This window comes from Pseudomonas sp. CROZ-RG-20F-R04-15, assembly GCF_022662375.1.
GTDB lineage: Bacteria > Pseudomonadota > Gammaproteobacteria > Pseudomonadales > Pseudomonadaceae > Aquipseudomonas.
In genome coordinates this window covers 37887-52489 of record NZ_JAKNQL010000001.1, presented here as the reverse complement: position 1 = coordinate 52489, position 14603 = coordinate 37887, and the positions used below count along the sequence as shown (strand labels likewise).

At 60.9% G+C, this 14603-nt stretch carries 10 protein-coding genes; 1 reads left to right on the top strand and 9 read right to left on the bottom strand.

Going from position 1 to position 14603, the window contains the following annotated elements:
• Positions 1-6: 6 nt before the first annotated feature.
• The 5 genes from L8H52_RS00195 to L8H52_RS00175 form a co-directional block, all read right to left on the bottom strand.
• A complete protein-coding gene (locus L8H52_RS00195) occupies positions 7-1965 on the bottom strand; it encodes a DUF1302 domain-containing protein (RefSeq protein ID WP_242205454.1) in 1959 nt (652 codons plus the stop codon).
• A 47-nt stretch (positions 1966-2012) separates the two neighbouring features.
• Positions 2013-3302: a phospholipase gene (locus L8H52_RS00190; protein WP_242205456.1), complete on the bottom strand. Its 1290-nt coding sequence runs from the start codon at positions 3300-3302 to the stop codon at positions 2013-2015.
• Positions 3303-3542: 240 nt separating this feature from the next.
• A complete protein-coding gene (locus L8H52_RS00185) occupies positions 3543-5111 on the bottom strand; it encodes an FGGY-family carbohydrate kinase (protein WP_242205457.1) in 1569 nt (522 codons plus the stop codon).
• Between the two features lie 20 nt (positions 5112-5131).
• Complete coding sequence (locus tag L8H52_RS00180) at positions 5132-6727, bottom strand: glycerol-3-phosphate dehydrogenase/oxidase (protein ID WP_242205459.1); 1596 nt, start codon at positions 6725-6727, stop codon at positions 5132-5134.
• Positions 6728-6732: 5 nt separating this feature from the next.
• Complete coding sequence (locus L8H52_RS00175; RefSeq protein WP_242205461.1) at positions 6733-8328, bottom strand: FAD-binding oxidoreductase; 1596 nt, start codon at positions 8326-8328, stop codon at positions 6733-6735.
• Positions 8329-8540: 212 nt separating this feature from the next.
• On the opposite strand from L8H52_RS00175, the gene L8H52_RS00170 reads away from it, so the two are divergent.
• Positions 8541-9557, top strand: a complete 1017-nt coding sequence (locus tag L8H52_RS00170) for an AraC family transcriptional regulator (protein ID WP_242205463.1) — start codon at positions 8541-8543, stop codon at positions 9555-9557.
• A gap of 795 nt (positions 9558-10352) precedes the next feature.
• Here the strand turns inward: L8H52_RS00170 and L8H52_RS00165 are convergent.
• From L8H52_RS00165 to L8H52_RS00150, 4 genes are all read right to left on the bottom strand, one after another.
• Entirely contained in the window at positions 10353-10721 is a 369-nt protein-coding gene (locus tag L8H52_RS00165) for a glyoxalase superfamily protein (protein ID WP_034154383.1), read from the bottom strand.
• 118 nt (positions 10722-10839) lie between these two features.
• Positions 10840-12297 carry a D-aminoacylase gene (locus L8H52_RS00160; protein WP_242205465.1) on the bottom strand — a complete coding sequence of 486 codons (1458 nt, stop codon included), beginning with the start codon at positions 12295-12297 and terminating at the stop codon, positions 10840-10842.
• Between the two features lies 1 nt (position 12298).
• Positions 12299-13159: a MurR/RpiR family transcriptional regulator gene (locus tag L8H52_RS00155; RefSeq protein WP_095191405.1), complete on the bottom strand. Its 861-nt coding sequence runs from the start codon at positions 13157-13159 to the stop codon at positions 12299-12301.
• Positions 13160-13175: 16 nt separating this feature from the next.
• Positions 13176-14525 carry a GntP family permease gene (locus tag L8H52_RS00150; RefSeq protein ID WP_242205467.1) on the bottom strand — a complete coding sequence of 450 codons (1350 nt, stop codon included), beginning with the start codon at positions 14523-14525 and terminating at the stop codon, positions 13176-13178.
• Positions 14526-14603 lie beyond the last annotated feature (78 nt).

Below are 14603 nucleotides of genomic sequence, written 5' to 3'. Positions count from 1 at the left end.
TAGCCTTCAAAGGAAATACTTGAGGTTGAACCCAACGTTGTCGCGGTCGCGAATGCCGTTGTTCTGCCCGCCGCCGTAGAACTCGGTGTATTGCAGTTCGGCTTCAAGCTTGTTCTGGTAGTTGGCTTTTATCCCCAGCGTGTAAGCCTTGCGCCCTTCGATGGTGTTGCCGGCCTGATAGCTGTTGCCCTCGAAATCGTCCTTGTAAACGATGTAGGGCGAGACGTTGACCCCGGCGTATACGTCGTTCCAGGTGCCGTTGAGCATCGCCGTGTAGCTGTAGGAATTGCGGTTGACCTGATCGTCGCGATCACCGCCGGAGACATAGGAATAGTTACCGGTGCCGGCGTAATAACGTCGGCTGCCGTCATACGCGGTGTATTGCAGGCTGCTGCCGCGCAGGTGCTCGGAGGCCAGTTCGAAAATGCCGAACAGCGAGTCGAACGAAGCGGTCGGGCCGAAGTTGTAGATGGTCCCCAGCGAGGTGTTGAACGCTTCGACACGTTCGGCGTTGTTGATCTCGCTGTTGAGATTGACCATCTGCCCGCCGACGTTGATCGACCTGCCCGTCACCGCCACGGCAGCTCCGTTGGCCAGGTCACCGATCAAATCGTTGGTGGCGGCGACACCGATCGGCAGATTCGGCCGATAAGCGATTTCGCCGAACACCGATGCCTCGCCCAACGTGGTGTTGAAGCTGAAGCCGTACATACGGATGTCTTCGGCGTAGCGCCGATGCGCCTGGATATTGCCCATCACATCAGCGGTGGCCAGACCATTGGCCAGCGCCCCGGCCTGACTGCCGGCGACACCGGACAACAGGTTGGTCAGGGCATCCATGTCGATGCCTTTGTAGCCGCCCAGATCCGCCGCGATGGTCGGCTCCTTGGCGTGGTAGTTGACCATGTACAAACCGAACTCGGTGCTGTTGAGTTGTTCAGCGATGTAGCGAAAGGCAAAGCCGAACTGGCCATCGTTGCGCGCGTTGTAGTCCTTGCCGATGCTCGCCACTTTCAGCGTATTGCCGTAGGCCGGCGTCACGCCGTTCGCGTACAGCCCGGTGCTTTGCAGGGCGGAGTTCAGCAACGGGTTGTTGCCGAGTGCGCTGTACAAACCGATGACGTTGCCAAACCCCGGCACAGGCGTATCGAGCGCCGTGCCGCTGAAGTTGTTGTAACCGGTGTTGCCACCGTCGGCGAACAGGTCGGTCTGCGAGTAGAAGGTGCCGACCGGATCGATGCGGGTTTCCTTCCAGTTGGTCTGGTAGAAACTCTCCATGGTCAGCGAATCGGTCAGGCCGATGTTGAAGCTCAGCGCCTCGACCGGCACCAGCACTTCTTTCACTTCGGCGCCGGGCAGGCGGTACTTGGCGGCGTCCACCGGGTTGGTGGTGTTGATCCCGCCGCGATAGAAAATCCCCTCGCCCCAGTTGAACACCTGACGGCCGACACGCGCCGTCACCGGCATCTGCGCGACGTCCCAACTGCCGTGCACATAGGCGTCGAGCATCTCGATGCGGCTGCCGGCAATGTCGCGGGTCTGGCTGGTGAAATGGTCGTCCTGCGGGTAGCTCTGGCTCGGTTGCGAGGGGCTGTTGTTGTCGTAGTAGTCGTTGCGCTTGTCCATCAGTTGCGTGTCGTAAAACGCGGTGCCGCGCACGAACACGCCATAGTTCTGATAGTTGGCCTCAAGCTCGGAGGTAATCTTGTACACCTCGGAAACCAGCCCGGTATCGAAGTTGCGATTGCCGTCGTTGGTGTTGACGTCATCGTTAGTCTTGTCCCGGCCCTGCACCCGCCACAAACGGCCGTAAGACAAGGTCGTGTCGACAGAGCCGGTAACCTGCTTGTCCATCAGGCTGAACTCCACCGCGTGCGCCGCATCGACTGCGCACAGTTGCAGCAGCCCGGCCAGGCCGACACCGGGGAGCGCCGCGCCCGTCAGGCGCAATCGAGTGTTGATCATGTGTTCCTCCTTCCCTGTTTTTTATTGTTGTGGTGTGCGTTGCCGCGCTACGGCGCCAATCCCGCGCTGACGTAAATCCGGCTGTGCGCGCCGAAATGCCCGAGCAACTTGAACAGTTGCTGGTTGAGTGCCGGATGGTCGAAATCTTCACGATGCAGCTGATTGCCGCTGCTGAAATCACTGCTGGCGGGCGCCGTTTCCAGCCACTGGCCGATGGCCTCGTCGAAGGCTGCGGAGTCGTTGACGGACTCGGCGCTGACCACTTCGCGCAGGTAGTCGACCGAGTACGGCGGGTAGCTTTTGTCCTGAGCCACATCGGCGTAAGCCGCGAGCATCGGATGCGCCTGACCGGTGCGCAGCAAGCGCCGCAGCCAGGTCGACTGGTACTTTTCCACTTCCATATGCCGAGTGGCAACGCGTTCGATCGAGGCTTGTTTGTCGGCGGCGAAACCGGCCAGCGCCTTGCCTTCCAGTAGCAGAAGACTGGCGAGGTCGACGCCCGGCAATGGCTTGGCGTGATACGGCTGAGTCAGGTCCTGAATGTGGTGCAGGCCCCAGCCAAGAAAACGATAACCCCAGTACGGATGACCGCTGGCAAACGCCAGTCGCGCCAGCCCCATGTATTGATACACGCGCCAGTCCGGCCAACTGCGCTCGAGGAAACCGGCAGCCGCATACACCACCGCGCTTTCATGGAAGAAGCCCATGTGGAACGGCGCCTGCGAGCTGTACTGGAAACGCGCATCACCGAACGGTTGCGGGCCGAAGCCGTAGAGCGCGCCGACCTCGCCAGGGTTGTCGCTGAACAGGTTGATGTCGTGGCCGTAATCCGGCTCGTCGGCGGCGCTGGCGAGCACGGCCAGCGCGGCAACTTTTTCGTGATTGGCAATGACGATGAAACGCTGACGATTCCACGGTGACAGGGTCTGCTCGACCATGACTTGATTGGCCTGCAAGTGCTCACGCTCAGGCAGGTCTTTACCCGGCAAGGGCTGGATGACCATCGCCAGATGAATCTCGGGATTGATGCGCAACGCGGTGAGGAAGTCGTGGCGCAGATTGTCACTCGGCACCGCCGGCAACTTCAGATTGTCGGGGCGTGGCGGATATTGCGCGAAGTGCTCGCGGGCGAAGCTTTCCTGTTGCTCCAGCAGCGCCAGCACGGCCGGGTATTGCTCGGTGAGAAACTGCTCCAGTGGCTCGACTTCCACCGGTGGCGCATCGCGCAACGCCGGCAGATCCTGCAACGCCAGATAGCTGCCGACCGTATGGTTCGACCAGCCCCAGGCGCTCGGGGCCGTTGCACAAAGCAGCAACAGGAGGAAGGTCAGCTTCATTGCTTTTCGTTCTTATTGGAGGTGCCGTGGGTGATGAGCCTAACAACCGACCCCGCCGCTGACACTGTCCGATCTCACCAGAAAAACTCTCCGATGGCGCCAATTACCCGTTATCAAAAACACCACCCCCCCCTGTGGGAGCGAGCCTGCTCGCGAATGCGGTGGGTCAGTGAAATCATTGGTGGCTGACACTCCGCTTTCGCGAGCAGGCTCGCTCCCACAGGGATCTACAGTGTTCTTTCAGGCAGGGTAACCGGTGATTTTGCGGATGCTCTGATACAGCGGCTTGAGCTGGCGGTACATGCGCAGGTAGACCTCTTTGTACAGTTGCTCGTAGATTTTCTGCGCTTCGGGTTGTGGGGTGAAGACAGCCCCTACTCTGGTCATTGAAGCGATCGCCGTAGGGAAATCCGCATGCAACCCCAACCCCACTGCACAACAAATCGCCGCGCCCAGTCCCGACGCTTCATACACGTGCGGACGCTCCGCCGGCAGGCCGAAAATATTCGCCGTGAGCTGCATCGCCGCATCACTCTGCGAACCACCGCCAGCAACGCGCAGACGCTTGATCGACACCTTCGAACGCCGTTCGATGTTCTCCATGCCCTGACGCAATGCATACGCCAGCCCTTCCAGAATCGCCCGGTAAATATGCGCGCGGGTGTGCACATCGCCGAAGCCGATCATCGCGCCTTTCGCCTCGACACCGGGCTCACGAATCCCCGGCGACCAGTACGGTTGCAGCATCAGGCCCATCGAGCCCGGTGGCACCGCATCAACCAGCGCATCGAACAACTGCTCCGGCTCGATACCCTGCGCTTTGGCCTGCTGCATCTCACGCAACCCAAACTCGTTCTTGAACCAGCTGACCATCCAGTAACCGCGATAAATCATCACCTCGCAGTTGAACTGATCCGGCACCGCCGAGGGATACGGCGGGATCAACGGGACGATTTCCAGATAACGCGAGCGCGTGCTGGTGATCGTCGCCGTGGTGCCGTAGGACAGGCACACCGTACCCGCATCGACCACGCCGGCGCCGACCACTTCGCAAGCCTTGTCGGCGCCTGCAGCAATCAGCGGCAAGCCTTCGGGAATACCCGTATGGAGAGCGGCCTCGGCGGTAATGTGACCGAGGGTTTCACCGGGTTTGTGCAGGCTCGGCAATTGCTCGGGCCGCACCGCCAGTGCCTGCCATTTCCAGTCACTCGGCGCGGCCCATTTCAGGCGTTTGAAATCGAACGGCAGGTAGCCAACGCAACAGCCGATCGAGTCGACAAAGCGTCCGCACAATCGATGGGTGAGAAACCCCGAGAGCAGTAAAAACTTGTCCGTCGCCGCCCACACCTCTGGCTGATGCTGAGCGATCCAGTTCGCCTCAGCCTGGGCACGAAAATAATCCACCGTGCCCTGCGCGCCGACGAGTTTGAACAACCAGCCCCACGGTCCCTTGATGCCGCCTTCGACTTCGCTCTGACGCTGATCGAGCCACAGAATCGCCGGACGCAATGGCTTGCCCTCGGCATCGACATTGATCACCGTACCGCGCTGAGTAGTCAGGGAAACACCGGCAATCTGCGAACGATCAATGCCAGTCTGCTGCCAGACCTGCTGACACGCCTCGCCGAGTTTCGCCCAGTAATACTCCGGATCCTGCTCGGCCCAACCCGGTTGCGTCGAGTAATACGCCTGCAGTTCGACCTTGCCTTTGCCGAGCAGATTGCCCTGCAAATCGAAGAGCAGCGCGCGCACGCTCTGGGTGCCGTTGTCGATGGCCAGCAGGTAACGCTTGTTCGGGTGGTTATCCATGGAGCTCTCTTCAAGGGGCATCAAGGCGTGGCATCCGGCAAACCGTGATGGCGTTGCCACAACGCCCGATATCGCTGTTCTTCCTGCTGCCAGTGTTCGTCACTCCAGCCCAGTCGTGGCTGGCAGAGCTTGCGGATGGCGGCGAAATACGCTTCGCCACCGCGCGGCAACAGCAGACCGAGACGCGTGCGGCGCAGCAGTAAATCATCCAGATGCAGAACCATTTCACTCTCGCAGGCGAAGGCCAATTCCGCCCACAACGTATCCGTGGCGCCGACAGTGGCATGGCCGACGTCTTTGATCAGTTGCGCCAGCCTCGGCAGGTCGCGGCCATGCCGTCCGGCCAGGCGTCGCCACTGATGGTTGCTCAATTCAGGGATCGTCAGCGCAGGCACAGCGGCAAACACTGGCGCGGCGTCGTCAACGAAAGGACGCTCGAGCATCGCCGCGCAGGCCTTAAGCACTTCGATGGCTTGCGGGCGAAACGTGGTCAGTTTGCCGCCAGCCAGGGTCACGCAACCGGGCTCCTGCCACAGCACATGCTCGCGGGTTTCGTTCGACGGTTTGTCTTGATGATTGCCCGCCGCACTGCCGACTACCGGACGTACGCCCGACCATGTCGACAGCACGTCCGAAGCGTTCACTTGCGCTCCGGGAAACTGTTGCGTGCAAGCCGCCAGCAGATAGTCGAGTTCTTCGTTAGAGATGCTCGCGCTCTGATCCAGATCCTCGCGATGATCGAGGTCCGTAGTGCCGACCACCGTCGCGCCTTCCCACGGAAAAACAAACACCGGACGCCGATCGCGCTCATGCATAAAAGTGAAGGCCTGCGCCACCGGCAAACGCCAACCCGGCAGCAACAAATGACTGCCGCGCAACGGCCGCAATTGCCGTGGCGCCTCAGTCGGCCGCAAGCGTTCAGCCCACGCGCCAGTCGCCACCGCGAGCACGCCGCAGCGCAATTGCAGTGACGTGCCAGCCTCGCAATCCTCGACCTGAACGCCACATACTCGCCCGTTTTCTCGCAGCAAATGCTCCACACGAACGCCGTTAACCACGACAGCACCCTCCGCCCGCGCCTCGCTTAACACGCGCATCACCAGCCGCGCATCGTCGGTCAGCGCATCGACAAAACAGGTGCCACCGAGCAAGTTGTTTTCCTTCACCCCCGGCGCCAGAAATCGAAGCTGTTGCGCATCATGAAAACGATGGCTGCGCCGCCCCGCCAAGGCGTCGTAGACGCTCAACAAACCACCCAACACCCGAGGCCCGGGAAAGCCGCGGCGATAGTGCGGCATCATGAAACTCATCGGTTCGACCAGCCCCGGCGCTTCGTCGAGCAGACGCTGACGTTCGCGCACCGAATCGCGGGTCAGGCGCCACTGGCCTTTGGCGATGTAACGCAAACCACCGTGGACCATTTTCGACGATCGGCTGGAGGTGCCCCAGGCGAAATCGCGTTGCTCCAGCAGCAGGCAGCGCCAACCTCGACGCGCCGCTTCGCGCAGGATTCCGGCGCCGCTGATGCCGCCACCAATGACGATCAGATCCCAGCTTTCCTCGGCCAGCGTCGGCAGAACTTGCTGGCGCCATGCGGCGTTCCAGTCCTGACTCATGGCCGTCACTCCGGCAACAGCGTGCCGGGGTTGAGGCGCCCGGCCGGATCGAAATGTTTGCTCAGCGCCTGCAAGGTATCCATCGCCAGTGCGCCCTTCTCACGCAACAGGTACGGCGCGTGATCCTTGCCGACGCCGTGCTGATGGCTGATGGTGCCGTGGTTGTCGACGATGGTCTGGCTGGCCGCGTGTTTCAGCGCTTTCCAGCGCGCCAGCGTCGCGGGGTAATCCGCCGCCGGGCGAAACACGTAAGTGGTGTAGATGCTCGAACCTTCACCGTAAACGTGGGACAGATGGGTGAACACATGCACGCGCTCGCCCTCGGCGGCCAAGGCGTCGCGCAGGCTGGTTTCGATGAGGTTGAGCAGGTTGTCGACGTTGCTCCAGTCGGTGGCGGTTTCGAGGGTGTCGACCACGTAACCGGCATTCCACAGGTTCTCGCGCAGGTAAGGGAAACGGAAACGGTTCTGCGCCCATTTCTTGCCGAGCAAGGTGCCGGTGAATACGCCGCCGAATGATTTGAGGTGTTGTCGCGCCTGTTTTAGCGCCAGCGCGTTTTGCCGGCGATTGCCGGTTACGCCGAACGTCAGCAGGCATTTGCCCGCGCCCGCTCCACGTAGATTCAGGTACTTTTCCAGCCAGGCGATTTGTTGCGGATGACCGGCCAGCGCCAGTTGCGTCTCGGTTTCCACGGCGTTGGATAAACGCAGCATCGACAGCGGTACGCGTGCCTGGGCCAATTGGCGGATAGCTCTGAGTGCCTGCGGCCAATCGGGCAGAAATACGCCATAGAAACGTTCATCGGCGGGAAGTGGGCTGACGCGTACTTTGACCTCGGAAATGATCCCGAAACGCCCCTCGCAACCGAGCACCACTTCGCGCAGATCAGGGCCCGCCGCTGAGGCTGGGAACGTTGGAATTTCCAAAGGCCCGGCAAAGGTTTCCAGCGTTCCGCCAGCAAACAACTGCTCGATCCGGCCATAGCGCAACGACTGCTGACCGCTGGAACGACTGGCCACCCAACCACCCAGCGTCGACAGCTCCCACGACTGCGGAAAATGCCCCAGCGTGTAGCCTTTCGCACGCAGCTGACTTTCCACCTGCGGGCCACTCGCACCGGGGCCGAACGTCGCCAGCAGGCTCTGTTCGTCGAGGTCGATCAGGCGATTCATCCGCGCCAGCGACACCGTCACCACCGGCCGTGCAGAATCCGGCGGATTGATGTGCCCTGCCACCGACGTGCCACCGCCATAAGGGATCAGGCACAAGTCCTGTTCATGGACGAGCGCCAGCAATTGGCGAATGTGTTCGGCCGTCTCCGGGAACGCCACCGCATCGGGGTAATTGCCCAAAGCACCTTCGCGCAACGCCAGCCAGTCCGGCAGGCTCTGGCCCCGCGCATGCAGCAAACGATCATGGGCATCGACGCTGTACAAACTGTGCGCCGGCAATCGCGAAGCCGGCACGCGGGCCAATGCGCTCTCCAGTGTCGCGTCGGGCAGCGCTCGCCCCTCGCCCAGTCGCTCATGAAGAAACTCCGCGCCCTGGGCCGGCAGTTCGACCACCGTGGTTGCATCTCCCCAGCCGTTCCAGCGTCGCATGCGTGTGTCCTTTTTTGCCGTCAGATCAGTGATATTTCAGGCCCCCATACTAGCCAGCAGCCGTAAAGTGTCACGGTCGCATCCGGCCAGTTCGTGTAGCCAATTGAGTCAAACGTCGCGCAAGCGTCAGCCATTTACTTTAGTCGGGGTTTCAAATTACCTTTCAGGCTATTTCGTCCGTCTCCGCCGCCATTGATCAAAGGAATGGGATCATGCAATCGCTCGGCTTCACCTCGGTTCCGCCGCTGCTCAAATACCTGCGCCATGCCGAACAACTGGGCATGGCCATCGAGCCTGCGTTGGCGGCGGCGGGTTTGCAGGCGCAGCAACTGAGCGACAACACCTTGCGTTTACCCGGTGAGGCACACGAACGCTTGCTGGATTATTTTTGCGAGCACTCGGGCGATCCATTGTTCGGGCTCAACGCGGCGAACTTCGTCCTGCCCAATTCGTGGAGCGTGCTCGGTTACATCACCATGAACTGCGCGACGCTGGGCGATGCGATGAGCCGGATCATGCCGTTCGAGAAACTGGTCGGCGACATGGGCGTCAGTCGCGCCGAAGTGCTGGATGGCCACGTGCATCTGATCTGGACGTGCCGTTATCAGCGCCCACGGATTCGCCGGCATCTGGTGGAGAACGTGCTCGGTTCCTGGCTGCACTATGCGCGCTGGATCGCGGATACGCAGATGTCGCCGGCCGGCGTCTGGCTGGAACATGCGTGCCCGGCCGAGGCTACGCCTGCGCAGTACGAAGCGTTTTTCGGTTGCCCGGTGCTGTTCGATCAGCCGTATTCGGCGCTGGTCGTGCCGATGGCGTATTTGCAATTGCCGTTGCGTCAGGCGGATGCGCAGTTGCTGCGCACGCTGGAAGAACATGCGCTGGGCTTGATGGCGACGCTGGAGGATGCGTCGCTGGAACAGCAGGTGAAAAACATTCTGCGGCAGTTGCTCAAGGAAGGCCTGCCGCGCAAGGAACAGGTCGCCGAACAGCTCGCCGTTTCAGTGCGTACGCTGCAGCGGCAATTGCATCAGGCGGGGACGTCGTATCAGCAGATTCTCGATGATCTGCGCCAGGAGCTGGCAGAGCATTATTTGCTCAACAGTACGTTGCCGATTCAGGACATTGCGCAGTATCTGGGGTTTACCGAACCGCGCTCGTTTCATCGCACGTTCAAGAGTCGGCGGGGGATGCCGCCGGGGGAGTTTCGGCAGATGCATCGGGGGTGAATGTTCTGGCCCCTTCGCGAGCAGGCTCGCTCCCACACTTGATCTCGGCGGCTCACAAATTCGATGTTCACTGCAGATCCATTGTGGGAGCGAGCTTGCTCGCGAATGCGCCAACTGCAGCACCCAATTCCTACAGGTAAATCTTCGATACTTGAGCGCAATAAACATCCCGCACCACTGGCGTTTAAAGACACTCAGCGTTACGCGAAACAGCCCACAATTCCTTGCGCCGCTGCCTACGCATGCGCCAGAATCCGCCGGCTTGTGCGCCCGGAGCAGGCTGCGTAACTTGATTGCGTCACTGACTCCCAGTGATCGGGTTTAGTAGCCCGGAGGTAATTCTGCTGGTCGTACATTCATCACAGGTACTCGCGTACCTGAGCTTGATGGTGGCTGTACGCAGGGCGCTTCGGCGCGCCGGCTTAGCTGAGTTCCCCGGTCTACTAACCTGCGTACAGCTGCCACCCTTTCGTTTAGTAGCCAAAGGGTGGCCGCTCAACAAAGGGAACAGCTGCCCGACTGTGATGGTCAGGTGGCGGGCTTCTTTTTGCGGTGTGCCATTTCCCCTCACCCCAGCCCTCTCCCGAGGGAGAGGGAGCCAACCGAGGTGTCTGGCGCTATACACCGACCTGAATGACCGAGTCGATTATGTATTAGACCGAGCAGGTTCAGGTCGGTGTATCTCTGCTGCGAATCCATAATCACTGCAGATCTTTCAGGTCGATGTACAGCGCCAGACACCTCGGTCAGTCCCCTCTCCCTCCGGGAGAGGGTTAGGGTGAGGGGCTTTTCGCTTCAGAGACTGATCGCGTTGGTGAACACCAGCCGATTACCAAACGGATCAACGATCGTCATGTCCTGGCTCCCCCACGGCATCGCCTGAATTCCCGGGTGGGAGAACTTGTAATCCTTGGCCACCAATTGCTGTTGGAAAGCCTCCAGTTCATCCGTCTCGATACGCAACGCCGAACCCGGGCACGCATCGCCATGATGCTCGGACAGATGCAGCACACATTCACCGCGCGACACCTGCAGATACAACGGAAAATTCGCCTCGAAGCGATGCTGCCAGTCGATCTTGAAACCGAGGAAGTCGACATAAAACTCGACAGCCTTGGCTTCATCGAAGATCCGCAGGATCGGGGTGGTTTTGCCGAAGCTCATGGGGTGCTCCCTGACTGATTGGCCCCACAGTGTAGACGGGGTGGATGTCAGCAATTCGGCCTGTTGATGGCTTTCTTTAATTGCAATGTGCCATCACTGTGACGCAGTCCGCGAAACCTCAGTGAAAGTTGTCACGCAGATCACCGTGGCGAGCGAGAAAGCGCCCTTCCCGGCGACCGTTTGCCTGTCCATCGCGATAGCTCAATACGCCGTTGATCCACACACCATCAATCCCCTGCGCGGCCCGTTGCGGATCATTGAAATCCGCGACATCACGCACCGTCGCCGGATCGAACAAGACCAGATCCGCCCAATAGCCTTCACGAATCTCGCCGCGCTCCTTCAAACCAAACCGCGCCGCCGACAGCCCAGTCATCTTGTGTACGGCCGTGTGCAGCGGAAACAGCCCGACATCACGACTGAAATGGCCCAACACCCGTGGGAAAGCGCCCCACAGGCGTGGATGCGGGAACGGATCTTCCGGCAGTCCGTCAGACCCGACCATCGATAACGGATGCGCGAGGATTCTTCGTACATCCGCCTCGTCCATGCCGTAATACACCGCCCCTGCCGGTTGCAGACGTTTCGCGGCATCGAGCAGCGGCAGACTCCATTCGGCGGCGATGTCGATCAGGTCGCGACCGCTGACCTCCGGGTGCGGCGTCGACCAGGTGATGGTGATGCGGTGGGCGTCGGTGACTTGCTTCAAGTCCAGCGTCGAAGAGCTCGCCGCGTACGGGTAGCAGTCGCACCCCACGTGCTGGGTTTTAGCGGCCTCTTCCAATGAGGCTAGCAATTGCGGACTGCGCCCCCAGTTACCGACTCCGGCACATTTGAGGTGGGAAATGATCACCGGTGAACGCGAGTGACGACCGATGCTGAACGCTTCATCCATCGCCTCCAGAACCGGTTCGAATTCACTGCGCAGGTGCGTGGTGTACACCGCGCCGAACGCGGTCAGTTCCTCGGTCAGTTGCATCACTTCATCGGTGGAAGCGTTGTAGGCGCTGGCGTAGGCCAGACCTGTGGATAAACCCAATGCACCGTGCTCAAGGCTTTCGCGCAGTTGCCCACGCATTGCGGCGATTTCTTCCGGCGTGGCGGTGCGGAACAGGTCATCCAGATGATTGCTGCGCAGCGCCGTATGGCCGACCAACGCGGCAACGTTCAACGTGGTATTGGCCGCTTCGACCGCCGCACGGTAATCGCTGAAGCGTGGATAAACGAACGCCGCCGCCGTGCCGAGCAGGTTCATCGGATCCGGTGGATTGCCCTTCAAACTGACCGGCGAGGCGCTGATCCCGCAGTTGCCGACAATCACCGTGGTCACGCCTTGGCTGAGTTTTGGCAGCATCTCTGGCTGACGGATGACTACGGTGTCGTCATGGGTGTGCACGTCGATAAAACCCGGCGCCAGCACACGCCCGGCCGCGTCGATTTCTTCGGTCGCCGTGGCATCGTGCAAATCACCGATATGCTCGATGCGGCCATCGCGAATCACCACGTCAGCGCGGTAACCGGGCGCATTGCTGCCGTCGATGATCAGGGCATTGCGAATCAGGGTGTCGTACAGCATGTCAGTCTCCCAGCGGCAGGTGATCGTCGCCGCCACGGTATTCGTCGAGGGCCAGTTTGATCCGCCGCAGACGTTCTTGATTGTCTTCAGGATTGGCCAGTGCCAGCTCGGTTGCGAGCACGTCGATGGCGAGCAGCATGCCGTAGCGCGCCGCCGTCGGTTTGTAGATGAACGAGGTTTCCGCGCCTTGCAGCGGCAGAACTATGTCGGCCAGTTCGGCCAGCGGCGAATCGGCGCGGGTGATCGCCAGAATGCGTGCGCCGTAGTTGCGCGCCAGTTCGACAGTCTCAAGTAATTCCGGGGTGATGCCAGTCAGCGAACAGACGATAAGCACTTGCTCGGCGTTGAGGCTGGCGGCAGTGACGCGCATCATCACCGCGTCATGGCACACCGCGATCGGATAGCCGAGGCGCACCAGGCGTACCTGCAATTCATCGCTGCACAGGGTCGAGCAACCGCCCATGCCGAAGGCGTGAATCATCCGCGCCTGGCCGAGCAGTTTCACCGCATCGGCGAAGCGTGATTCATCGAATCCGGCCAGATGCTGGCGCAGCGTGGTTTCGATATCGCCGACAATCTGCCCATAAAACGCCGACTGCTCAGGCGTGCCCGCCGGGTCGAGAAAACGGCTGCCGACGCCGCTGGCCTGAGCCAGTTGCAGGCGCAGATCACGCAGGTCGCGGCAGCCGACAGTACGGGCGAACCGCGACAGCGTGGCGGTGCTGACTTCGGCGCGTTGGGCGAGGTCTTCGAGGCTGGCGCTGGCGGCAAAACCGACGTCGTCGAGCATCAGCCGGGCGATGCGACCTTCGCCGGCGCTGAAGGAATCCTGGCGGGCGCGGATCTGGTAGAGGATGTCCATGGGCGGCGGGCTCCGGTTACAGCAGGTAAGAAAGGCCGACGGTCAAACCGAACGCGACCAGCGAGATCAGCGTCTCGAGCACGGTCCAGGTCTTGAACGTCTGCGCGACCGTCATGTTGAAGTATTCCTTGATCAACCAGAAGCCGCCGTCGTTGACGTGGGAAAAGATAACCGAGCCAGCGCCAGTCGCCAGCACCAACAGCTCAGGGTGTGGATAACCCAGACCAATGGCCACCGGCGCGACCACCCCAGACGCGGTGGTCATCGCCACCGTCGCGGAACCGGTGGCGACGCGCATCAATGCGGCGAACAGCCAGCCCATGATCAGCGGCGACAGGTGAAACTCATGAGCGAGGCCGACGATCTGATCGGTGACGCCCGCGTCGACCAGAATGCGGTTCAAGCCACCGCCAGCACCGACCAGCAAGGTGATACTGGCGGTCGGTGCCAGACATTCATTGGTGAATTTCAGAATCGATTCGCGGTTGAAACCCTGGGCGATACCCAGCGTCCAGAAGCTGAGCAAGGTCGCCAGCAACAGCGCAATCACCGAGTTGCCGATGAACAACAGGAATTGGTTGAAATTGCTGCCCGGGTTGGAAATCAGGTTGGCCCAGCCACCGATCAGCATCAACACCACCGGCAACAGAATGGTCGCCATGGTGATGCCGAAACCCGGCAGTTTGTCGCGCGGTTCGCGGTCGAGGAATTGCTTTTCCAGCGGGTTATCCGCCGGCAGTTGAATGCGCGGCACGATGAATTTGGCGTACAACGGGCCGGCAATGATCGCGGTGGGAATACCGATGGCGATCGCATACAGCAAGGTTTGCCCGACCGACGCCTGATAAGCCTGCACCGCGAGCATCGCTGCCGGGTGCGGCGGCACCAGCGCATGCACCACCGACAGGCCGGCGACCATTGGCAAACCGACCATCAGAATCGACACGCCAACGCGCCGCGCCACGGTAAAGGCTATCGGCACCAGCAACACAAAACCGACCTCGAAGAACAGCGGCAGCCCGACCAGAAAGGCGATGCAGACCATCGCCCAGTGCGCATTCTTCTCGCCGAATTTGTCGATCAGCGTGCGCGCCATCTGCTCGGCGCCGCCGGACTCGGCCATCATCTTGCCGAGCATCGTCCCCAGCGCCACCACCAACGCGATATGCCCCAGCGTCTTGCCCACCCCGGCCTCATACGCCCCCACCACGCCTGACGGCGGCATCCCCGCGACCAGCGCAAGACCAATGGAAATCAGGGTGATGACGATGAACGGATTGAGCCGGTAACGGGCGATCAACACGATCAGCGCGATGATGGCGACGGCGGCATACACCAGCAGCCAATAGCCGAAGGAAGGCGTCATGCGGTACTCCTCGAAAGGGTCACGTTCGAATGGGTTGTGAAACTCATAAATCATTTCAAGATCGAGATTTCAAACCGC

What these genes read in the sequence shown, in the direction of transcription:
- L8H52_RS00195 (WP_242205454.1), bottom strand. Translation starts at nt 1,965, where the DNA reads ATGATCAACACTCGATTGCGCCTGACGGGCGCGGCGCTCCCCGGTGTC.
- L8H52_RS00190 (WP_242205456.1), bottom strand. Translation starts at nt 3,302, where the DNA reads ATGAAGCTGACCTTCCTCCTGTTGCTGCTTTGTGCAACGGCCCCGAGC.
- L8H52_RS00185 (WP_242205457.1), bottom strand. Translation starts at nt 5,111, where the DNA reads ATGGATAACCACCCGAACAAGCGTTACCTGCTGGCCATCGACAACGGC.
- L8H52_RS00180 (WP_242205459.1), bottom strand. Translation starts at nt 6,727, where the DNA reads ATGAGTCAGGACTGGAACGCCGCATGGCGCCAGCAAGTTCTGCCGACG.
- L8H52_RS00175 (WP_242205461.1), bottom strand. Translation starts at nt 8,328, where the DNA reads ATGCGACGCTGGAACGGCTGGGGAGATGCAACCACGGTGGTCGAACTG.
- L8H52_RS00170 (WP_242205463.1), top strand. Translation starts at nt 8,541, where the DNA reads ATGCAATCGCTCGGCTTCACCTCGGTTCCGCCGCTGCTCAAATACCTG.
- L8H52_RS00165 (WP_034154383.1), bottom strand. Translation starts at nt 10,721, where the DNA reads ATGAGCTTCGGCAAAACCACCCCGATCCTGCGGATCTTCGATGAAGCC.
- L8H52_RS00160 (WP_242205465.1), bottom strand. Translation starts at nt 12,297, where the DNA reads ATGCTGTACGACACCCTGATTCGCAATGCCCTGATCATCGACGGCAGC.
- L8H52_RS00155 (WP_095191405.1), bottom strand. Translation starts at nt 13,159, where the DNA reads ATGGACATCCTCTACCAGATCCGCGCCCGCCAGGATTCCTTCAGCGCC.
- L8H52_RS00150 (WP_242205467.1), bottom strand. Translation starts at nt 14,525, where the DNA reads ATGACGCCTTCCTTCGGCTATTGGCTGCTGGTGTATGCCGCCGTCGCC.